The organism is Micromonospora sp. LOL_014 (assembly GCF_048060245.1).
In the GTDB taxonomy this organism is placed as follows: domain Bacteria; phylum Actinomycetota; class Actinomycetes; order Mycobacteriales; family Micromonosporaceae; genus Micromonospora_E.
Window position 1 is genome coordinate 90,401 of sequence record NZ_JBHMIP010000004.1, and the last position, 19,521, is coordinate 109,921.

Annotated in this window: 18 protein-coding genes and 1 tRNA gene; 9 read left to right on the forward strand and 10 right to left on the reverse strand. The window is 71.0% G+C overall.

Going from position 1 to position 19,521, the window contains the following annotated elements:
• Positions 1-216 precede the first annotated feature (216 nt).
• A complete protein-coding gene (locus ACFHW1_RS05170) occupies positions 217-627 on the reverse strand; it encodes a PPOX class F420-dependent oxidoreductase (RefSeq protein ID WP_416557148.1) in 411 nt (136 codons plus the stop codon).
• A gap of 116 nt (positions 628-743) precedes the next feature.
• On the opposite strand from ACFHW1_RS05170, the gene ACFHW1_RS05175 reads away from it, so the two are divergent.
• From ACFHW1_RS05175 to ACFHW1_RS05185, 3 genes are all read left to right on the forward strand, one after another.
• Positions 744-1,769 carry an alpha/beta hydrolase gene (locus tag ACFHW1_RS05175; protein ID WP_416567767.1) on the forward strand — a complete coding sequence of 342 codons (1,026 nt, stop codon included), beginning with the start codon at positions 744-746 and terminating at the stop codon, positions 1,767-1,769.
• A gap of 56 nt (positions 1,770-1,825) precedes the next feature.
• Positions 1,826-1,901, forward strand: a tRNA-Arg gene (locus ACFHW1_RS05180).
• Positions 1,902-2,114: 213 nt separating this feature from the next.
• Complete coding sequence (locus ACFHW1_RS05185; RefSeq protein WP_416567768.1) at positions 2,115-2,741, forward strand: DUF4433 domain-containing protein; 627 nt, start codon at positions 2,115-2,117, stop codon at positions 2,739-2,741.
• Positions 2,742-2,754: 13 nt separating this feature from the next.
• Here the strand turns inward: ACFHW1_RS05185 and ACFHW1_RS05190 are convergent, their stop codons facing one another.
• Positions 2,755-3,378: a SigE family RNA polymerase sigma factor gene (locus tag ACFHW1_RS05190; RefSeq protein ID WP_416567769.1), complete on the reverse strand. Its 624-nt coding sequence runs from the start codon at positions 3,376-3,378 to the stop codon at positions 2,755-2,757.
• Complete coding sequence (locus tag ACFHW1_RS05195) at positions 3,375-4,046, reverse strand: permease-like cell division protein FtsX (protein ID WP_416557144.1); 672 nt, start codon at positions 4,044-4,046, stop codon at positions 3,375-3,377. Before ACFHW1_RS05195 ends, ACFHW1_RS05190 begins: the two co-directional genes overlap by 4 nt.
• Before the next feature lie 79 nt (positions 4,047-4,125).
• Here ACFHW1_RS05195 and ACFHW1_RS05200 point away from each other — a divergent pair, with 79 nt between their 5' ends.
• Positions 4,126-5,985, forward strand: a complete 1,860-nt coding sequence (locus ACFHW1_RS05200) for a sulfatase-like hydrolase/transferase (RefSeq protein WP_416614990.1) — start codon at positions 4,126-4,128, stop codon at positions 5,983-5,985.
• Between the two features lie 216 nt (positions 5,986-6,201).
• Positions 6,202-9,639, forward strand: a complete 3,438-nt coding sequence (locus tag ACFHW1_RS05205; protein ID WP_416567771.1) for a M12 family metallo-peptidase — start codon at positions 6,202-6,204, stop codon at positions 9,637-9,639.
• 61 nt (positions 9,640-9,700) lie between these two features.
• On the opposite strand, the gene ACFHW1_RS05210 is transcribed toward ACFHW1_RS05205, so the two are convergent.
• Together ACFHW1_RS05210 and bluB are read right to left on the reverse strand one after the other, a co-directional pair.
• Positions 9,701-11,353 carry an FAD-dependent oxidoreductase gene (locus ACFHW1_RS05210; RefSeq protein WP_416556194.1) on the reverse strand — a complete coding sequence of 551 codons (1,653 nt, stop codon included), beginning with the start codon at positions 11,351-11,353 and terminating at the stop codon, positions 9,701-9,703.
• 100 nt (positions 11,354-11,453) lie between these two features.
• Positions 11,454-12,068: a 5,6-dimethylbenzimidazole synthase gene (gene bluB / locus ACFHW1_RS05215; RefSeq protein ID WP_416556198.1), complete on the reverse strand. Its 615-nt coding sequence runs from the start codon at positions 12,066-12,068 to the stop codon at positions 11,454-11,456.
• A gap of 79 nt (positions 12,069-12,147) precedes the next feature.
• On the opposite strand from bluB, the gene ACFHW1_RS05220 reads away from it, so the two are divergent.
• Positions 12,148-12,483, forward strand: coding sequence for a GNAT family N-acetyltransferase (locus tag ACFHW1_RS05220; RefSeq protein ID WP_416556193.1), 336 nt, complete (start codon positions 12,148-12,150; stop codon positions 12,481-12,483).
• A gap of 4 nt (positions 12,484-12,487) precedes the next feature.
• On the opposite strand, the gene ACFHW1_RS05225 is transcribed toward ACFHW1_RS05220, so the two are convergent.
• Positions 12,488-12,841, reverse strand: a complete 354-nt coding sequence (locus ACFHW1_RS05225; protein ID WP_416556192.1) for a hypothetical protein — start codon at positions 12,839-12,841, stop codon at positions 12,488-12,490.
• Between the two features lie 27 nt (positions 12,842-12,868).
• Here ACFHW1_RS05225 and ACFHW1_RS05230 point away from each other — a divergent pair, with 27 nt between their 5' ends.
• The 3 genes from ACFHW1_RS05230 to ACFHW1_RS05240 all read left to right on the forward strand — a co-directional run bounded on the left by ACFHW1_RS05230 (position 12,869) and on the right by ACFHW1_RS05240 (position 15,241).
• On the forward strand, positions 12,869-13,381 hold the full coding sequence (locus tag ACFHW1_RS05230; RefSeq protein WP_416556191.1) for a mycothiol transferase: 513 nt from the start codon (positions 12,869-12,871) through the stop codon (positions 13,379-13,381).
• A 106-nt stretch (positions 13,382-13,487) separates the two neighbouring features.
• Positions 13,488-14,138, forward strand: a complete 651-nt coding sequence (locus ACFHW1_RS05235; RefSeq protein ID WP_416556190.1) for a class I SAM-dependent methyltransferase — start codon at positions 13,488-13,490, stop codon at positions 14,136-14,138.
• A 287-nt stretch (positions 14,139-14,425) separates the two neighbouring features.
• Complete coding sequence (locus ACFHW1_RS05240; RefSeq protein WP_416556189.1) at positions 14,426-15,241, forward strand: potassium channel family protein; 816 nt, start codon at positions 14,426-14,428, stop codon at positions 15,239-15,241.
• Positions 15,242-15,275: 34 nt separating this feature from the next.
• Here the strand turns inward: ACFHW1_RS05240 and ACFHW1_RS05245 are convergent, their stop codons facing one another.
• From ACFHW1_RS05245 to ACFHW1_RS05260, 4 genes are all read right to left on the reverse strand, one after another.
• Entirely contained in the window at positions 15,276-16,154 is an 879-nt protein-coding gene (locus tag ACFHW1_RS05245) for an LLM class flavin-dependent oxidoreductase (RefSeq protein WP_416556188.1), read from the reverse strand.
• 48 nt (positions 16,155-16,202) lie between these two features.
• A complete protein-coding gene (locus ACFHW1_RS05250) occupies positions 16,203-18,266 on the reverse strand; it encodes a glycogen debranching N-terminal domain-containing protein (protein WP_416567772.1) in 2,064 nt (687 codons plus the stop codon).
• Complete coding sequence (locus ACFHW1_RS05255; protein WP_416556186.1) at positions 18,263-18,694, reverse strand: SCP2 sterol-binding domain-containing protein; 432 nt, start codon at positions 18,692-18,694, stop codon at positions 18,263-18,265. The genes ACFHW1_RS05250 and ACFHW1_RS05255 overlap by 4 nt, the downstream gene beginning before the upstream one ends.
• Positions 18,695-18,795: 101 nt before the next feature.
• Positions 18,796-19,458 (reverse strand): GNAT family N-acetyltransferase, encoded by a 663-nt coding sequence (locus ACFHW1_RS05260; RefSeq protein WP_416556185.1) that lies wholly within the window; start codon positions 19,456-19,458, stop codon positions 18,796-18,798.
• Between the last annotated feature and the right edge of the window lie 63 nt (positions 19,459-19,521).

A 19,521-nucleotide genomic window follows, 5' to 3' on the forward strand; every position in this document is an offset into this window, starting at 1 on the left:
ACTACAGTAGACCCCCAAAACGTAGTGGTCAGCCTGCTCAGAATCCACGACACCACCAACATCGACGCCGCCCTGCGATACAACGCCCGCAAGAACCGACGGATCCTCGAACTCCTGGAGCTTCTACCAACCTAAACACCCCACCCGCCGCATTTGCCGTGCCCGTGGGCTCTACGCGCCGGCCGTCCAGGCAGTTGCCTGGGCTCATCCGGACCATCACCTGTGCACGTCCGGACCGGCATGAGTGACGCTCACCCGGATCGCCACCCGCTTGTCGCGGCGCATCGCAGCCCGGTAGTCGTCCCAGTCGGAATGCTCTCCGGAGATCCGTCGGTAGTAGTCGACCAGCACGTCGAGGGCTTCGGGCAGCCGTACCACCTCTGCTTCTCCGTCGATCTGCACCCAGTCGCCAAAGAACCGGTCGGTGGTCACGCAGAACGTGACTCGTGGGTCGCGCAGCAGGTTGCGGACCTTGACCGCGCCTTCCCTGGTGCTGACCAGCACCCGACCGGCGTCGTCGACCGCGACCAGCACCGGACTGGTCTGCGGCCGGCCGTCCGGATGCCGGGTCACCAGCACCGCCCGATGATTCGCCCGCAGGAACGCCGTCGCCTGTTCGGCCTTCATCTCGCACCTCCTCGCGCCGCGCACCGCCGCTCGGCCGCCGCCAGTGCCGCCTATGATTGTGCGACGCGCAGCGCGGTGCTACCCGGAGGTAACCGTCCGGCGGTACGGTCAAGGTCGTGCAGCCTGACATCCTCGGACCCCCGTACGAGCAGCAGGTCATCGAACTGGACCCGGACGACGAGGGTCCGGTCGTCGCGACCCTGGTCCGCCGCCGGGCGGACCGCCCGGCCGGGCGGGCGGTGCTCTACCTGCACGGCTTCGTCGACTACTTCTTCCAGACCCATCTGGCAGACCACTTCGTCCGCGGCGGCTGGGACTTCTACGCCCTCGACCTGCGCAAGTACGGCCGGAGCCTGCTGCCGCACCAGACCCCGAACTTCTGCCGCGACCTCAGCGACTACTTTCCGGAACTGGACGCCGCCGCCCGGATCATCCGCGAGCAGGACGGCAACGAGACGTTGCTGGTCAACGGCCACTCGACCGGTGGGCTGATCGCCGCGATCTGGGCCAACGCGCGGGCCAGCCAGGGCATCGCACCGGACGGGTTGTTCCTGAACAGCCCGTTCTTCGACCTCAACGCACCGTGGCTGCTCCGCCGGCCGGTAGCGGCGGCCATCTGCCGCCTCACCGGCCGCTCGCCCTACCGCGTCGTCCCGGTCGGGCTTTCCCGGGTGTACGGGCAGAGCGTGCACGCCTCCCAGCGCGGACACTGGGACTACGACCTGGAGTGGAAGCCGCTCGCCGGGTTCCCGGTGCGGGCCGGTTGGCTGACCGCAATCCGACGCGCCCAGCGGCGGCTACGTGCCGGACTGCACATCACCGCGCCGGTCCTGCTGGCCTGTTCCTCCCGGTCCTACCGCAGCCACAGCTGGCACGATTCGGCCACCCTGGCCGACGCGGTACTCGACGTCGAGCACATGGCCCGGTGGGCCCCCCGGCTCGGCCGGCACGTCACCGTGGTCCGCATCGACGGCGGCCTGCACGACCTGACCCTGTCCCACCAGCCGGCCCGCGACGAGCTGTTCAGCGAGCTGGACCGCTGGCTGCGTGGCTACTTCACCACCGAGCCGGCTGGCCCGGACCCTGGTCAACCGGTAAGGGCGCAACGCCCGGTCGACCGAGGGTTACCGGAGACCGACTGACTCGTCACGGCAACTTGCGACCACTACTATGTGCACGCTAGGACGAAGATCAGCAAGCGCCCGTAGCTCAGCGGATAGAGCAGGGGACTTCTAATCCCAAGGTCGTAGGTTCGAACCCTACCGGGCGCGCCACCACCCCAGGTCAGAGCTTCGACGCTCGCAGACAGGCAGTCCGATAGACTCCCGTCCTCACGGTCACGTCAGCGGAGGTTTGACCCAGATGTCCCCAGCGGCGTCGACGTCCGCACGAAGCCGATGGATACTGCACTTCACCGACATCGACAATCATGCCAGTATCTCTGCAGAAGGCCGTTGGCCTGCGATGTTTCCGCCCGCGCCGGCATCATGCGCACGGAGGTCGGCGATCCCGCGATCAAGGACTCTCGCCGCCGACGGCGGATCCCGATCGGCCCACGGGGCTACGTTGGGGACTACGTCCCGTTCCACTTCGCCCCACGTTCACCCATGATGTATCGGATTGCCTGCGACCATCGCGACAGCATCGCCGGCCGGTACGCGGACGGCGACCGCCCGTTGGTCTACCTCGCTGTGACAGTCGGTGCGGTCGTGGAGGCTGGTGCGGCGTGGCTCGCGACCGACGACAACGCAGCGATCGCAACGTCAGCCTTCACCACGGCGCTCGACGACTTGGACAACATGGTGGACTGGCCGCTCGTGCAAGCGGAACGCTGGAACAGCACCGTAGACGATCCAGACCGGCGGCGTCGCCGGATGGCGCAGTTCCTGGAGCAGCACCCGGCCAACAGCCACCACCACGACCCCGACCAGCACCAACCCGCCGGCAAGCCAGTCGTACACCGGTGGGCCGGCGTGGGTCGCCACCGCGACCATCGCGATCAGCATCGCGACGTCGTGGAACGCCGGCACGTTCGGGGCGGCGAGCAGTCCAGTGGTACTGCGACGTCGGCCGGTACGGCGAGGTCGACGCGGGTGGTATGCCGCCCAGCCTAGGGCGCGGCTCCGATCAGCTGGTCGGGAAGTCCTCGCCGAGGACGGTACGCAGCCGCTGCAGCGCCCGCATGCTGCACATCTTCACCGCCGACGTGGTGATGCCGAGGATCTCGGCGACGGCCTGCACGCTCTGGTCCTCCCAGTACCGCAGCACCAGCACCGCCCGGTCGCGCACCGGGATCTCCGCCAGCGCACGCAGCAACGCCACCTGCAGTTCGGTGGAGCCGCCCGAGCCGGCGGGCCGGCCCGCCGGCTCGGGCGGCTCGGCGAGCAGCACCTCGGTGCGGCTGCGCCGCGTCATCGCGTCGGAGACCGCGTTGATCAGGACCCGACGGCTGTACGCGTTCAGGTTCGCCGTGGGCCAGATCCGGTTCCACGAGGCGTACATCCGGGTGAAGGTGATCTGGGTGAGATCCTGCGCGAGATGCCAGTCCCGGCACATCAGGTACGCGACGCGGCGCAGCCGGGGAGCCGCGTCGACGACGAACGCGGTGAACGCCTCGTCCCCGGCCACTCGCTGCTTCCGACGGCTGGCGGCCCACCGGGCCAGCGGTCCGCCGCCGCGCTCAGACCTCGTCGGTGCCGGCTCCACCGGTAGGTCGGCAGCGACCGGCGCTACGACCCGAACCCCACTCACTCGTCCACCTGCTTGTCCGTGCCGTACAGGCAGAACCAGCCGGTGACCGTCTCGACACCGGGCATCGCCTGTAGTCCGCCGCTGACCTGCTGATACGCCGATGGGTTCGCCAAGGTGATCCGGAAGGACTCTGGCAACTGGTCCGGGGTCACTTTCTCCATCAGGTCTGGATGATCGAGCAAAACGGCAGGATCGTCCTTGTACCGCCGAATGAACCGCTGGTAGGCGTCCTGCCGGCTCTCAAACGCCACCGACCCAACCTGCGGATTGGACCGCAGCGCCGCGTCGACAGCGCGCCGCTGCTCGGCAGTCACGTTGACGCTCAGGTAGACGGCGGCTTCGGTCGCCGCCTCAGCGGTGGTGGGACGCACCAGTTCACAGCCGGGCGAGACCGACGGCATCGCCGCCTGCGCCGGCACCGGGGCCGGTGCGTCCCGGACGGGTGCTGCCAGGCTAGCTGCGACGGCGGCGAGGACGGTCACGGCGACGGCGGCACCGCCGATGGTGAGCCGTCTGCGTCGGCGTAGTCGGCTCCCGCCGACCATGGCCGCTCGGGCCAGGTCGTCCGGTGGCACCGCAGGTGCCGGTTCGTCGTCGAGCGCCCGGTCGAAGTACGTCCGCAACTGGTCCATGCAGAAGTAGACCGGTCGACGCGGCGGACCGGTCACGGCCGCAAGCCGGTGGTCCGCAGATCGATCCGGTCCGGCTGGTCGTGCGTATTTGTGGGTGCCCGGTGGTACGGATATCGTGCAGAGTCCGGTCCGGCAGGCGCACCGCCTGGCCGACTACCAGGAAGGTCCCAACTTGTCCTCCGCCACGAACTCCGCCCCGGTCACCGCCGACGACGTGACGGACCAGACGACGGCGGCGGCGGACCAGACGACGGCGGCGGCGGACCAGACGACGGCGGCGGACCAGACGACGGCGGCGGACCAGACGACGGCGGCGGACGAGACGGCACCGCCGACCAGCGGATGGCGTCAGCGGGTACGGCGTACCGCCCGACGGTCGACCGACGTGCTGGCGGTCGGCGGCGTGCTGGCCGCGATGACCCTGCCATACCAGCTGGATCTGGTGGTCCCGGTCGCGTTCGCCCGCATTCCGGTCGAGGCGCTGGTCGCCGCCGCGCTGCTGCTGGTGCTGCCGGGCCGGGTCCGCACCCCGGTGGCTGCCACGCTCGGCGCGCTGCTCGGCGTACTGATCACGCTGAAGGTCGCCGACATCGGCTTCTTCTCGGTGCTGGACCGGCCGTTCGACCCGGTCCTGGACTGGGGTCTGCTGGCCGACGGATACCGGTTCGTCGACGCCTCCTACGGCCGGGCCGCGGCGGTCGGCGCGGCGGTCGGCACCGTCGTGCTCACGATCGGGGTGCTGACGCTGCTGGTCGCCGCGACGCTGCGGCTGGCCCGGCTGTTGGCCGCACACCGACGGATCGGCGGCGGTACGGTCGGTGCGCTGACCGCCGGCTGGCTGGTGTTCGCCCTGCTCGGTACGCAGGTGGTGGTCTACCAGGACGAGTGGCGCACGATCGGGCTGCCGGTCGCCGACCGGGCGACCGCCCGGTTGGCGTACGACCACACCATGCAGATCGGCGCGAGCCTGCAGGACCGGCAGGAGTTCGCCGAGCTGGCGGCGGTCGACGCGTTCCGGGACGTGCCCGCCGACGAGTTGCTGACCGCGCTGCGCGGCAAGGACGTGCTGCTGGCGTTCGTGGAGAGCTACGGCCGGGACGCGGTCACCCACCCCGACTTCAGCCCACTGATCGGTGACCTGCTCGACGACGGCACGCAGCGGCTGGCGGCGCGGGGCTACCAGTCGCGCAGCGCTTTCCTCACCTCGTCAACGGTCGGAGGCAGCAGCTGGCTGGCGCACGCCAGCACCCTGTCCGGGCTGTGGGTGGACAACCAGCAGCGCTACCGCAGCCTGGTGACCAGTGACCGGCTGACGTTGACCCGGGCGTTCGGACGCGCCGGCTGGCGGGTCGCCGGCTTCTTCCCCGGCAACAGCCGGGCCTGGCCGGAGGGGGCGTTCTTCGGCTACGACCAAGTCTACGACTCGCGCAACATGGGGTACGCGGGCGACAGGTTCAACTTCGCCTCCATCCCCGACCAGTACGTGCTGTCGGCGTTCGACCGCTTCGAACGGCGCGACAACGACCAGCCGGTGATGGCCGAGGTGGCGTTGCTGTCCAGCCACGCGCCGTGGACCCCGCTGCCGCAGCTGGTCAACTGGAACACGGTCCGGGACGGTTCGGTCTTCGACCGGGAGGCGATGGCCGCCGGCCAGGCCAATAAGTCCGCGGAGGACGGATTGCGCAGCGACTACCCGAAGGCGGTGGCGTACTCGTTGAGCACGATCATCTCCTACATCGAGTCGCAGGGCGACGACGATCTGGTGGTGGTCTTCCTCGGCGACCACCAGCCGGCGCCGGTGGTGACCGGTCCGGGGGCCAGCCACGACGTGCCGGTCACCATCGTCACCAGCGACCAGGCGGTCCTCGACCGGGTCGCCGGCTGGGACTGGCAGGAAGGGCTGCGCCCCGGTCCGCAGGCCCCGGTGTGGCAGATGGACTCGTTCCGGGACCGGTTCCTCACCGCTTTCAAGTAGGCCGCCCCGCTCGTCACGGGCAGATCGGCTCCGCTCGTCACGTGAGCCGGTCTCGCAGTACCGGCCATCATGCACCGTCTCATCCGTACGGATGATGGCTGTACCCGCTGCTCGGGGCCTAGCGTCGACTCTCGACCCTTGAGAGCCACGGCTTATCGACCAGCGCACCCCTGGCCGTTCGGGTCGTGGATCGTCACGGACTCCCGAGGAGACATTTTGAGGAAGCCCTCGACGAGGCGCCACTCGTCGCCGAACGGCCGTTCGCAGCCACCGCCCGGGACCGGCCGGTCCGGCAACCGCCGCCTGATCGCCCTGCTCGTCGCCGTCGTCGCGGCGGCGCTGCTGCCGGCGGTCGGCCCGACGTCGGCCGCCAGTGCCGCGCCGCAGGAAGGTACGCCGATCGCCGGCACCCCGTGGGCCGTGCTCGACGACGTACCGACGGCCAGCCGGTCCGGTCGCGCCCAGGACATCCAGGCACACCGGTTCGCGGCGTACACCCTGGACCGGGATGTGATCGCCGCCCAGCTGGACCGGGCGCCGGACGAGTCGGACCGGGCCGCCGCGACGGCACCGCTGGTGCTGGCCGTGCCGGACCCGGACGGCGTGGTGCAACGGTTCGCGGTGGTCGACTCTCCGGTGATGCAGGACGGGCTCGCCGCCCGGCACCCGGACATCCGCACGTACGCCGGCACCGGCGTCGACGACCCGACGGCGACGATCCGGGCCGACCTGACCCCGCTCGGCTTCCACGCCTCGGTCCGCTCGTCGACCGGGTCCTGGTACGTCGACCCGTACCATCGCGACCAGAGCGTCTATGCCAGCTACCACGCCGGTGACCTGGTCAACCGGCACGGCCCGCTGACCGAGCGGGGCGACGTCGACGCGGCCGCCGAGCAGGTCGGCGCGGAGATCGACCAGGCGCAGGCCGACGACCCGGCCGGTCCGCTGGTCAAGCTGCGCACCTACCGGCTGGCATTGCTCACCGACCCGTCGTACGCCGACTACTTCGGCGCGCAGAACGTGACCGCCGCCAAGGTGACGCTGGTCAACCGGGTCACCCAGATCTACGAGGACGAGACCGCGATCCGGCTTGTGCTGATCAACGACACCGACAAGACCAACCTGAACACCGTGGCGGCGGCCACCGGCCCGGACGGGCCGTGCGGGTCCGCGCCGTGCTTCTCCGAGGCGCAGCTGACCGGCTGTTCCGGCGCGACGCTCAACCGCAACCGGATCGTGCTGGGCCAACTGGTCGGGGCGAGCAGCTACGACGTCGGGCACATCGGCTTCGGCCTGCCGGGTGGCGGCGTCGCCGGGCTGGGGGTGGTCGGCGGCGACGGCAAGGCGCGCGGCTGCACCGGCCTGCCGAACCCGATCGGTGACTTCTACGCCGTCGACTACGTGGCGCACGAAATCGGCCACCAGTTCGCCGGTAACCACACCTTCAACGGCACCCAGTGGAACTGCTCCGGCGGCAACCGCAGCGCCGCCAACTCGTACGAGCCGGGCAGTGGTTCGTCGATCATGGCGTACGCGGGCATCTGCCAGCAGGACAACCTGCAGCCGCACACCGACCCGTACTGGTCGCAGCGCAGCTACCACGAGATCACCACGTTCGTGAACTCGTCCCGGCCGGCGATCAACGAGGTGCAGACGGTGTCGCTGCGCGACTTCGACACTGTCGGTGACTCGTTCCAGTTCACCTTCAACGGCCGAAACTCCCGGCTGATCGGTTACGGCGAAAGCTACACCACTGCCTACATCAAGGAGACGATCGAGTCGATGACCGGTTGGCCGGACGGCGCGACGGTGACCGTCGGGGCGTTCGGCGGTGTCGGCGCGCTCGACAACACTGGCTTCCAGGTGACGTTCAACGGCGGAGCCGTGGCGCAGACCAACGTATCGCCGCTGGAGTTGATCCCCTATTCCGGCATGGACGGCTTCGTCGGTGAGACCGCCAAGGGCGGCCCGGTCGACAACGGCGGCTGGCAGGTTACCGAGACCACCAACCACGCCCCGGTGGTGACCGTGCCGGACCAGTTCACCATCCCGGTACGGACCCCGTTCGCGTTGACCGGCAGCGCCACCGACGCCGACGGTGACGCCCTGACCTATCTGTGGGAGCAGAACGACCGCGGCGGCATCGCCGGAGTCAGCAACGCCGGCACCGCGTTGACCGACAACGTCAAGACCAACGGACCGCTGTTCCGAGTGTTCGGCACGGCGGCGCTGGTCGGCCCGGACGACACCGAGCAGTACTACTCCCCCGGGTTGAACGCGGTCGACGACGACCCGACCCGGGTCTTCCCGGACATGGCGCAGATCCTGGCCGGCAACACCAACGCGGTGACCGGGGCCTGCCCGGCGGCGCCGGCACCGCCGGGCAGCGGCAGCGCGTCGAACCTGCCGCAGGCGCTGGTCGACTGCTACTCGGAGTTTCTGCCGACCGCCGACTGGGTCGGCTTCGCCAACGACCGGACCATGCGCTTCAAGCTGACCGCCCGCGACGGCCGGATCGGCGGCGGCGGGGTCGGCAACGCTGAGACCGAGGTCGTGCTGGCCCCGCAGGCGGGTCCGTTCCTGGTCACCTCCCAGCCGGCGCCGGCGTTCTACCTCGGCGGGTCCACTCAAGAGGTCACCTGGGACGTGGCCGGCACCGACGCGGCGCCGGTGAACGCGGCGCAGGTGCGGATCTCGCTGTCGACGGATGGGGCGAAGACCTTCCCGTACGTGCTGGCCGAGGCGGTGCCGAACAACGGAACCGCCACGGTGACGATGCCGAACATCGACACCACCACCGGTCGGATCAAGATCGAAGCGGTCGGCAACGTCTTCTTCGACCTCAACGACGCCGACATCCGCATCGACCAGGTCCGCGCGGCCGAGCTGGCGTACACCGGGGACACGCTGGTGCACCCGGAGGGTGGCGCGGAGCAGGCGCAGGTGTTGCTGCGGACGGCGGTGAGCGCCGAGGCCGGCGACGTCCGAGGTGCCCAGCTCGCCTTCACCAGCGGCGACACCACACTGTGTGCCACCGAGGTGAAGTTGTGGGGCAGCGACCGCACCGGCGGGATGGCCAGCTGTACGGCGACCCTTCCGGTCGGCAACCACCCGGTGACCGCCACGGTCGACGGCCGCTACACCGGGTCCGTCACCGCGACGGTGACCGTCTCCCCGCCGACCAGGCTGCGGTTCCTCGGTGACGGCTACCTGCGCAGCGAGTCGACCGCTGGCGCCTACCCGCTGGACCCGGATCACCGGATCGAGTTCGACCTCGACGGCCGGATCACCTACGGCGAGAGGCTGGTCGGCAAGGTGCTGGTCGGCTACCGCTCCGGCGACCAGCGGTACAAGTTCCAGGGCAACGTTCTGGAGTCGTACGGCTCGTACGCTCTCGGCAGTGGACCAGCCACGGCGCAGCTGCGCTACCAGGTGACGCTGTTCGACCTGTCCACCCCGCAGCAGCCGGTGGCGGTGGCGACCGGACTGACCATGCGGGTGAGCGCGACGCTGGTCAGCGGGCCGGGCCAGCTGGACAAGATCGGGATCACCGTCTGGGACGGTGACACGCTGATGTTCTCGTCGAGCTGGACCGGCACCGCCACCGAGGAGATCAACCTGACCGCGTCCGGTGGTGACCTCGTCCTGTACTAAGGGCTGGGAACTGCCGATCATTGCTGACAGACGTCCGCCCGGACCGCCGGGTGGGCGTCTGTCAGCGCTGGCGGACGGCGTGCAGCACCGCGTCGTGGACGGTCACCGGGTTTCCGTCCGGGTCGATGCCCGGCCGAGGTACCGTCTCGGCCCGGATGCTGGCCCACTCCTGCGGGTCCAGCACCGCCGCCACCTGCTCGGCGGTGAACAGCAGGTCCCGCATCCGGGGCCGGCGCAGCCCCGGCACGTCCAGGTCGGACGGGTGGTGGCCGACGATCAGCAGGGTGCCGCCGGGGCGTACCGCCGCAACGAGCCGGCGGTGCAGCATCGCCCGGTCCGGGTCCGGCAGGTGCATGAACTGGGCGGTGACCAGATCGAACCGGTCCGGTCCGGGATCCCAGGTCCGTAGGTCGGCCGGCTGCCAGGTGAGCCGTCCGGCCACGTCGTCGCCGGCCGTCGCCGCCTGCTCGGCACCGCGCCGCAGCGCCACCGCCGACACGTCGACGGCGGTCACCTCCCAGCCTCGGCCGGCCAGCCAGATCGCGTCGGCGCCCTCGCCGGCGCCGACGTCACAGGCGGTGCCGGCAGGCAGTTCGGTCGCGACGGTGACCAGTTGCGGGTTCGGGTTGCCGCTCCACACCCGGTCGACGGAGCCGTACCGTTCGTCCCAGAACTCCTGGCTGACCATGGCGGCCACGTCCGCCGGCCCGTGGTGCACCGACAGGCCGGAGTCGTCCTCGCCGGCGGCGGCGGCCCGGTGCCGGCGTACCGCGTCGGCGGTGTCCTCCTCGGCCAGGTCGCCGTTGACCGCCGCGGCCGCCATCGTGCCGGCCGCAGCCGCCGCCATCACCTGGCCGAACGGATTGGTCAGGTTGCCGGCCGCCCAGACTCCCGGGATCGGGGTACGGCCGGTCGGGTCCGCCTCGACCTGTTCGGCCATCCCGCTCGGATGGCTGGTCACCGGCACCCCCAGCTTGGTCAGCAGCCGGTAGTCGACCCGCAGCCGGGAAGCGACGGTCACCGCCGACCGGGGCACCACGGTCCCGTCGGCCAGCCGTACCCCGGTGAGCTGGTCGTCGGTCACCTCCAGCCCGACGACCTCGCCCGGCACCACCCGGACGCCGCGGGCCGCCAACTGTTCAGCCTGTTCGTCGGTGAGGTCGACACCGGTGTGGGTGAACAGCACCAGGTCGGAGGTCCACTGCCGGAACAGCTGCACCTGGTGCAGCGCCATCTCGCCGGTGGCGAGCACCCCGACCGGCTGGTCCCGGATCTCCCACCCGTGGCAGTACGGGCAGTGCAGCACATCACGGCCCCAGCGGTCCCGCAGCCCGGGGATGTCGGGCAGTTCGTCGACCACGCCGGTGGCGAACAGCAGCCGCCGGGCGGCCACCGTACGGCCGTCGGCCAGGCTGATCTCGAATCCGCTGTCGACCCGCTCGACCGCCTCCGCCCGGCCGGGCAGCACCACGCCGCCGTACCGTTCGACCTCCTGCCGGCCTGCGGCGACCAGCCCGGCCGGGCTGATGCCGTCGCGGCTGAGGAAGCCGTGCACGCCGGCCGAGGGCGCGTTGCGGGGTTCACCCGCGTCGATCACGATCACGGCCCGCCGGGCCCGGGCCAGGGTCAGCGCCGCGCTCAACCCGGCGGCACCGCCGCCGATCACCGCCACGGCGACCCGGTACGTGGGTCCCCCCACCTTGTTGTCAGCCATCCTGACCACCTCCGGCACCCACGATCCGCCGCTGCCAGCGTAGCGGCAAACTTTCTTGCCGTTTTGGCAAACGCCGGTGGTCGGCAGGCTCTGCGGGGCTTCACCACCGGTCGTGGTGCACGGCGTCGGTCACCGGCCGGCGCCGCCGCCAGCCGTGCCGCTCCAGGTCGGGTTCGTCGGCGAGCCGGCTGACCGGCCCGATGCAGAGCCAGGCCACCGGTCGGATGCCGGCCGGTATGGCGAGCAGGTCCCGCAGGAACGGCTCCCGGTAGAAAGAGACCCAGCCGACCCCGAGACCTTCCGCGGTGGCCGCCAGCCAGAGATTCTGAATGGCCAGGCAGACCGAGTAGAGGCCGGCGTCGGCGATGGCGTGCCGGCCGAGCACCGCCGGGCTGCCTCGCTGCGGGTCGTAGGTCACCACGATCGACAGGGTGGCCTCCCGTACCCCGTCGATCTTGATGTGCGCGAACCGGGCCGCCGCGACCGGGTCGAGGGTCTGCGCGAACGTCTGCCGTTCCCGCTGCACATGTGCGTGGAAGGCGTCACGCACCGCCGGATCGCGCACCAGCACGAAGTCCCACGGCTGGGTGAGCCCGACACTCGGCGCGGCGTGCGCGGCGGTCAGCACCCGGTGCAGCACCTCGTCCGGCACCGGCGCGCCGGTGAACTCGGCCCGCACGTCACGGCGCCGATGGATGACGTCGTACAGGTCGATGAGCATCGCGTTCCATTGTCCCAAGCCGCGCCTTGAATCCGGTTGCCGGCCTGGGGCCCGGCCTGATCGCATGGCGGCCATGCTGGTCAGACGGGAACGAGCCGGCGACGTCGCGGCGGTCCGGGCGGTGCTGGGCCTCGGCCCGCTGGCGGTACGCCCGGACCGGCAACGCGCCGGCGTCGGCTCGGCGCTGACGCACGCGGTGCTCGCCGCCGCCGAAGCCCGCGACGAGACACTCGTCGCGCTGCTCGGCGAACCGGCGTACTACCGCCGGTTCGGGCTGCGGCCGGCGAGCGAGTTCGGCATCGTCGCGCCCGATCCGCGGTGGGGGCCCTACTTTCAGGCCCGTCCGCTGGGCGGGGCCACGCTGACACCGGGCCGGTTCCGCTACGCCGAACCGTTCGAGCGGCTCTGACCGCTCAGCTGTTCACCGGCCGGCGGGCCACCAGCAGGACGTGGGTGAGCGGCCAGTCCATCGGACGACCATTCAGGGTGGACCGGGATGCGACCGGGGCGAGCCGGTGGTACGGCACCGGGTTGCGCCGGGTGTTGCCGTGGTTGGCCGACGTCACCGCCCAGACGAGGGTGCACGGCCCGTCGGACGCCGCAGCCTCGCGGACGGCCAGCCGGCTCAGATAGTCGGCCTGGAACCGGGTGAGAACGTGGTGCCGACCGGGGAAGAGCAGGTAGCGGGCCCTGGCGCGCTGATAGCCTACGGCCGCCGTGGCCGGCCGGGCAGGGTCCGCCACGGCCCAGCCCAGGACCGGGGACATCGACGCTCCAGGGAGGAGACAGGCACGGTGGATGCGAGCGCACTGCTGGTGGAGACCTTCGACCGGCTGCCCGAGCTGGTCCGCGCGGCGGTCGACGGCCTGGGCCCGGAGCAGCTGCGCTGGTCGCCGGGGTCGGGCACGAACCCGATCGGCTGGCTGGTCTGGCACCTGACCCGGGTCCAGGACGACCATCTGGCCGAGGTGATCGGCGAGCCGCAGGTCTGGGTCGGCGACGGCTGGGCGCGGCGGTTCGGCCTGACCGCCGATCCGGCCGACACCGGGTACGGGCACAGCGCCGAGCAGGTGGCGGCGGTGGCGCCGGAGAGCGCCGCCGTGCTGGTCGACTACTACATGGCGGTCGCCGACCGGACCCGGCGGTTCCTGGTCGGCCTGACCGACGCCGACCTGGACCGGATCGTCGACGAACGGTGGAACCCGCCGGTCACCCTCGGCGCACGGCTGGTAAGCGTGGCCAACGACGACCTGCAGCACGTAGGTCAGGCCGGGTGGCTCCGCGGGCTGCTCAGCGCGACCAGCTGACCGCGACCGGCTACCCTTTTGACGCGGTGTGCCGCAATAGGCATGCTGTGTCTCGGGCCCCTGTCTCCCCGGCTCGCCGGAGCACCCGCGCAGAGGAGTTCCCCTCATGTCCGTTCCCGTGTCGGAGAGCGCCACCACGTCGCAGCCCGCGCCGGTTCCGGCTGCCCGGCGCGGCGACGCCGGGGCGTTCCTCCGCGAGTTCCTCCGGTCGCCCACCCGGATCGGTGCGATCGCTCCCAGCTCGCAGCGGTTGGCCGAGGCGATCACCGCGCCGATCCCGGAACGCGGCGACCCGGTCGTCGTCGAGCTCGGGCCCGGCACCGGCGCCTTCACCGGGGTGATCCAGCGGCGGCTCGGCGGCCGGGGTCGACACCTGGCGATCGAGCTCAGCCCGACCCTCGCCGACCTGCTGGCCGGCCGACACCCGCAGGTCGAGGTGATCGTCGGCAATGCCGCCGACTGCCGGGCCCTGGTGGCCGGGCAGGGCCTGGCCACCGCCGACGTGGTGGTCAGCGGGCTGCCGTGGGTCTCCTTCCCGCGTGATCTGCAGTCGTCCGCCCTCGGCGCGGTGTGCGACGTGCTGGGACCGGACGGGGCGTTCACCACGTTCGCGTACGTACTGACCGCGCAGACCCCGCCGGCCCGTCGGTTCCGGCAACTGCTGCGGGACCGGTTCGAGGAGGTGGTGATGGGGCGTACGGTGCTCGGCAACCTGCCGCCGGCCTTCGTCTACCACGCCCGCCGGCCGCGCCGCTGACCGCTCTTCCCGGCCGCGCCGCTGACCGCTGAACCGCTCGCCCGCCGGGCGTCAGCCGGACTCGGCGACCCGCTCGCCCATATCGTGCTCCGGCAGGATCACGTGGTGGGCGCCGACCCGTTCCAGAATCCGGCCATGCTGCCGGCTGATCGCCTTTGCCCAGTGAACCCGCCGGCGATCACCCGGGCCGGGTGCTGGAACCGGTCGGCACCGCGCCGCCACATCGGGACCCGCCACCGGTGGGGCCGGTGGCGGGCCGGTTGCCGCCATCAGGCAGCCTGTCGGGCATGTCTCTCCAGGATCCGGGGTCCGGCCCGCACCGCGAGGACCGAACCGCCAGGTGGGAGCGCCGGACAGCGGCCGGGTTGACCGTGCTCGCCGTGGCGTTCCTCGTCGTCTATGCCGCGCCCATTCTCTACCCGCAGATGCCGGCGCGCTGGCACGCCGTGTGTGTCGCTGCCAACATCGTGATCTGGGCGCTCTTCTGGGCCGACTACCTCGTCCGGCTGTGGCTGGCCGGCGACCGGTGGCGGTTCGTCCGCGCCAACCTGTTCGACCTGATCGTGCTGCTGCTGCCCATTCTCCGGCCGTTGCGGATGCTCCGGCTGGTCACCGCAGTGCTCCTGCTGACCCGGCGCACCGAGGTCTGGGCGCGTGGCCGGCTGGCGCTCTACGTCGGCTCGACCACTGTCCTGCTGGTGATCGTCTCCGGGCTGGCGGTGCTGGACGCCGAACGCAGCCACCCGGACGGTGCGATCAACACCTATCCGGACGCGCTGTGGTGGTCGGTGGTCACCATCACGACCGTCGGCTACGGCGACTACTACCCGATCACCAGCACCGGCCGGTTCGTGGCGCTGGCGCTGATGATCGGCGGTATCGGCCTGATCGGTTTCGTCACCGGTTCGCTGGCCAGCTGGATCGTGGAACGCATCTCCGCAGCGGGCGAGGCCGACACCGCCAAGTCGCCGGCGACCCGCGCCGACGTCGTCGCGCTCACCGAGGAACTCGCTGCGTTGCGGGCCGAGGTGGCCGGATTGCGGGCCGACCGCCAGCCCCGTGCCGAGCTGCCCGAACCACGGCCGGCCGACCGGTCCGGTTGACGCCTCGTCGGCGGGCGGCGCTCGGCGGGCAGAGTCAGGCCCGCAACTGCGGCAGTACGTCGGTCGCCACCTCGGCAAGCACCCGCTCGTCACCGGCGTACCAGCTGCTCCGGCGCGGCCAGTGGGTGATGACATCGGTGAAGCCGAGCGCGGCGGCCCGACCGACCGCGTCGGCGAAGAAGTCGGCGCTGGTCAGCGAGAAGACCGGTGCCGAGTCCAGCGACAGGTACCGGCGCAGGTCGTCCCGGTCCCGCCCGGCCCGGTCCACCGCCGCGTCGCAGCGCCGCGTCAACTGGGCCACCGAGGCCCACCAGGCGGCCTGGTCGTCGAATACGGTGCCGGTGGTCACCCAGCCGGCGCCGTACCGGGCGACCAGGTCCAACGACCGGGGCCCGTTGGCGGCCATGACGAACGGCAGCCGGGGCCGCTGGCGGCAGCCGGGCGTGCTGCGGGCGTCCACCGCCTGGAAGTACCGGCCCTGCCAGGTCACCCGATCGGTGCGCAACAGCAGGTCGAGCAGCTCGACGAACTCGGCGTACCGGTCGACCCGGGCGCGCGGTGACAACGGACCGGCGCCGAGCACCGTGGCGTCGAACCCGATCCCGCCCGCGCCGACCCCGAGCAGCAGTCGGCCGGCGGAGATGTCGTCCAACGCGGTGACCTCGCGGGCGAAGTGCACCGGGTGCCGGAAGTTCGGCGAGGCGACCAGGGTGCCGAGCGGAATCCGGGAGGTGACGGACGCGGCGGCGGCCAGCGTCGGGACCGCGTCGAACCACGGCCCGTCGACCAGGTCCCGCCACCCCAGATGATCGTAGGTCCAAGCGTGGTCGAAGCCCCACTCCTCGGCCTGGCGCCAGCGGCGCGACGTCACCGACCACGGCTCGTCCGGCAAGATCACGATCCCTACCCGCACGGTCGACACCCTACGCCCGGATGCCGCTGGGCCGGCCGGGCGCCCGGGTCAGGCCGGCTCGCGCTCGTGGATGTCCATCCGACCGCGACCGAACGCATCGATATGTCCCCATCTGCCGGGAATATCCAACAGTTCGATCCGGCCCATGCTGATCGGCAACGCCGGGTCGACCACCAGGTGCTCGCCCTGCGGCTCCAGACCGAGCAGGGTCCGCAGCAGCAGCAGGGTGGCCCCGGTCGACCAGGCCTGCGGGCTGCAGGAGGTCGGATACTCCACCGGATACTTGGTCAGCGCCCGGTCGTAGCCGCCGAACGCCTCCGGCAGCCGGCCGTTGAAGTACTGCGCGGCGTTGATGATCCCATCGGCGATCCGGGCCGACTCCTCGACGAAGCCGTACTTGCGCAGGCCCCAGGCGATGAACGAGTTGTCGAACGGCCAGACCGTGCCGACGTGGTAGCCGATCGGATTGAACCGGCCCTCCCCCTCGGCCAGGGTCCGCACCCCCCAGCCGGAAAACATCCGCGGGCTGACCAGGTGTTTGGCGATCTTCTTGGCCTTGCCGGCATCGACGATACCGCTCCACAGCAGGTGGCCGATGTTCGACGACAACGCGTCGACCTGGCCGCCCTCCGGGTCCAGCGCGAGCGCGAAGTACTCCCCATCGGCGACCCAGAAGTCCCGGTTGAACCGATGTTTCAGGTCGGCCGCCTCCCGCTCCAACTGGTCGGCGTACCCCGGGTCGTGCCAGATCTCGCGGGCCAGCCGGGCGCCGCGCATCTTGGCGTCGTACGCGTACCCCTGCAGCTCGCAGGTCGCCCGGGGGTAGCCGGGCAGCCGGCCGTCGCGGTAGCAGATCGCGTCCCAGGAGTCCTTCCAGCACTGGTTCTCCAGACCGGTCTCCTCGTTGCGCCGCTCGTACCAGAGGTAGCCGTTGTTGAGCAGATCACCGTAGGTGTCGATCCAGCACAGCGCCTGCCGGGCCTCGGCCTCCAGTGCCCGGACCAGCTTGACGTCGCCGCTCCACCGCTCATACTCGTCGAGCAGCACGACGAACAGCGGGGTCGAGTCGGCTGCTCCGAAGTACGGAGTGTGCGGCTGCTCCTCAAAGGCCGACGACTCGCCGTACCGAATTTCGTGCAGGATCTTGCCCGGTTCCTCGTCCCGGAAGTCGTCAAGCTTGCTGCCCTGCAACCCGCCGAGCAGCCGCAGGGTCGACGCCGCCAGCTCCGGCGCGAACGGCAGCGCCTGCAGGCTGGTGAAGATGCTGTCCCGGCCGAACATGGTGGCGAACCACGGCACACCGGCGGCGGGCACCGACTGCCCGGCCAGCGACAGCGGAGTGTAACGCAGCGCGGCCAGATCCACCAGACTCCGCCGGTACGTCGACGCGAGCGGCTCACACTCGCAGGACAGCCGGGGTGCCCGGGCGATCCACTCGTCCAGTTCCCGGCGCATCTCCGGCTTGGCCCGGTCGAAGTGCTGGCCGAGCATTCCTTCGCGCAGGTCACGACCGTCCGGACCGATAGCGGTGGTCTTGACCTTGATGTGGGTGACCCACCGGCCGTGCGGCTCGACGACGATGGTGAAGCTGAGTCCGTGCTCGTCGATCGCCGCCGGCTCGCTGCTGGAGATGATCGTCTCCCGATGGAAGCTTTCCCGCTGGTAGCCGAGCCGCAGGCAGTCCCGGTCGACGTGGGCGTAATGTTTGCCGACCTTGTTCCGGACGTCCTTGATCTCGAACAGGTCGGCGAAGTCGCTGCCCGCTTCCAGCCGGACGCTCAGTTCCATCGGCTCCTGGGCATGGTTGAGGATGGTTATCTCCTCGTCGAAGCTGCCGCCCACCCAGCGTTGCCGGATCACCGACATCTCGGCGTCGACGTAGTGGGTCGGCTCGCCGGGCACCAGGAAGAACCGTGCCTCGAAGTATTGCAGGTCGTCGACCGACAGCGACGACAACCGCTCACCGTCAATGGTCAGCTGCCACTTCGACAAGAAGCGGGTGTCGAACGAGAACAGCCCGGTGGGTGCCGCCGGAGAGGCGTCGATGTCGCCCTGGCTGTCGCTGACCACGAAGGTGTTGCCGTCCAGGATACTGACCATTCCCTCGGTCATCGCTCAGTCCTCTCCCGCCGGGCGAACGCGCGTGGGTCGTGGGAATTGGGCGGGCCGGGCATCATCCGCTCGATCAGGATCAGCAGGCGGAGATCGCCGAGCACCATGATGTCGCCGCGCAACATCGCCGCCATCGGGTTGATCTCGCCCCGGGCCATCCCCTCGAAGACCTCCTGATCGGTACGCAGCACGCTCTCCGCGTCCCGCTGCTCGCGCAGCAGGCTGGCCCGACCGTCGTCGAAGGTGACGAACCAGTAGTCCACCTGTTCGTCGTGTGCCAGGTCGAACCGCACCGTCCCGGAGATCTGCCGCAGCAGCGACGCGTTCTCCTTACGGCCGAGGCGGTCGAAGAACTCCCGCGTCGCCGGCATCGGTTCCCGCGCCGAGGCGGTCCGTGTGGTCTGCGCCCGCTGCGTCGTCTGCGGCATCATCCGCTCCCTCCACCCAGTGGCAGGGTCGCGGCCGATCGGGTGGTACGGCATCACCCGTACCGGGTGAAGCCGGCCCGGGTGTCAGTCGGGCCCGGACGTCAGTCGGCGGAGATGCCGTACGCAGTCCAGCCCCGGTCGCGGAACCCGGCGGCCGAGGCCACCTTCGCCGACGCGGCGTTGCCCACCGCGTGCAGGTACGTGGGGACGGCGCCGCCGTCGAGCACCCGACGGGCGGCCTGGGCGACCAGCCGGCGGGCCAGGCCACGACCACGCGCCGCCGGTACGGTGCCGACCGCGATCTCCTGGCCGTGCGCGTCGTGCCGCTTCAGCCCGACCCCGGCCAGGAACGTCCCATCGGCGTCCCGGGCGACCAGCACCGGGTTGGTGAACTGCCGCAGCCAGGGTGGCAACGACTCGTCAGCGGAGCCGACCCAGTCCCCGGCGTCGGGCAGCGGCGCCGGCGCCAGACAGTACCGGAACACGGTGCGCTGCGCCCGCCAGCCGGGACGGCCGACCGCGGTGGGCAACTTGGCCAGCAGATCGGTGAGCGGCAGGTCGGTCAACGCGCGGACCGCCTCGACCTTGTCGGGTGGCACGGACAGCACCGCGCCGCCGGGCGCCCCGACGCCGACCACCGGATGCGGCCGGCCGTCCCAGCCCGGTCGGACTCGCCGCTCCGAGCCGACCACCTGCAACGCCCGGCCGGCCGGCCACTGACCCAGCCAGCTGACCAGATGGTGGTAGAGACGCTTGTCCAGCATCCTGCCTGCCTCCTGCCGTACGGAACGGCCCGCACGCCGCCCTGATGGAGAAGCCGTTCACCC

Coding starts and splice junctions, on each gene's coding strand:
- ACFHW1_RS05170 (WP_416557148.1), bottom strand. CDS start 627: ATGAAGGCCGAACAGGCGACGGCGTTCCTGCGGGCGAATCATCGGGCG.
- ACFHW1_RS05185 (WP_416567768.1), top strand. CDS start 2,115: ATGCGCACGGAGGTCGGCGATCCCGCGATCAAGGACTCTCGCCGCCGA.
- ACFHW1_RS05210 (WP_416556194.1), bottom strand. CDS start 11,353: ATGGCTGACAACAAGGTGGGGGGACCCACGTACCGGGTCGCCGTGGCG.
- ACFHW1_RS05220 (WP_416556193.1), top strand. CDS start 12,148: ATGCTGGTCAGACGGGAACGAGCCGGCGACGTCGCGGCGGTCCGGGCG.
- ACFHW1_RS05225 (WP_416556192.1), bottom strand. CDS start 12,841: ATGTCCCCGGTCCTGGGCTGGGCCGTGGCGGACCCTGCCCGGCCGGCC.
- ACFHW1_RS05235 (WP_416556190.1), top strand. CDS start 13,488: ATGTCCGTTCCCGTGTCGGAGAGCGCCACCACGTCGCAGCCCGCGCCG.
- ACFHW1_RS05240 (WP_416556189.1), top strand. CDS start 14,426: ATGTCTCTCCAGGATCCGGGGTCCGGCCCGCACCGCGAGGACCGAACC.
- ACFHW1_RS05250 (WP_416567772.1), bottom strand. CDS start 18,266: ATGACCGAGGGAATGGTCAGTATCCTGGACGGCAACACCTTCGTGGTC.
- ACFHW1_RS05255 (WP_416556186.1), bottom strand. CDS start 18,694: ATGCCGCAGACGACGCAGCGGGCGCAGACCACACGGACCGCCTCGGCG.
- ACFHW1_RS05260 (WP_416556185.1), bottom strand. CDS start 19,458: ATGCTGGACAAGCGTCTCTACCACCATCTGGTCAGCTGGCTGGGTCAG.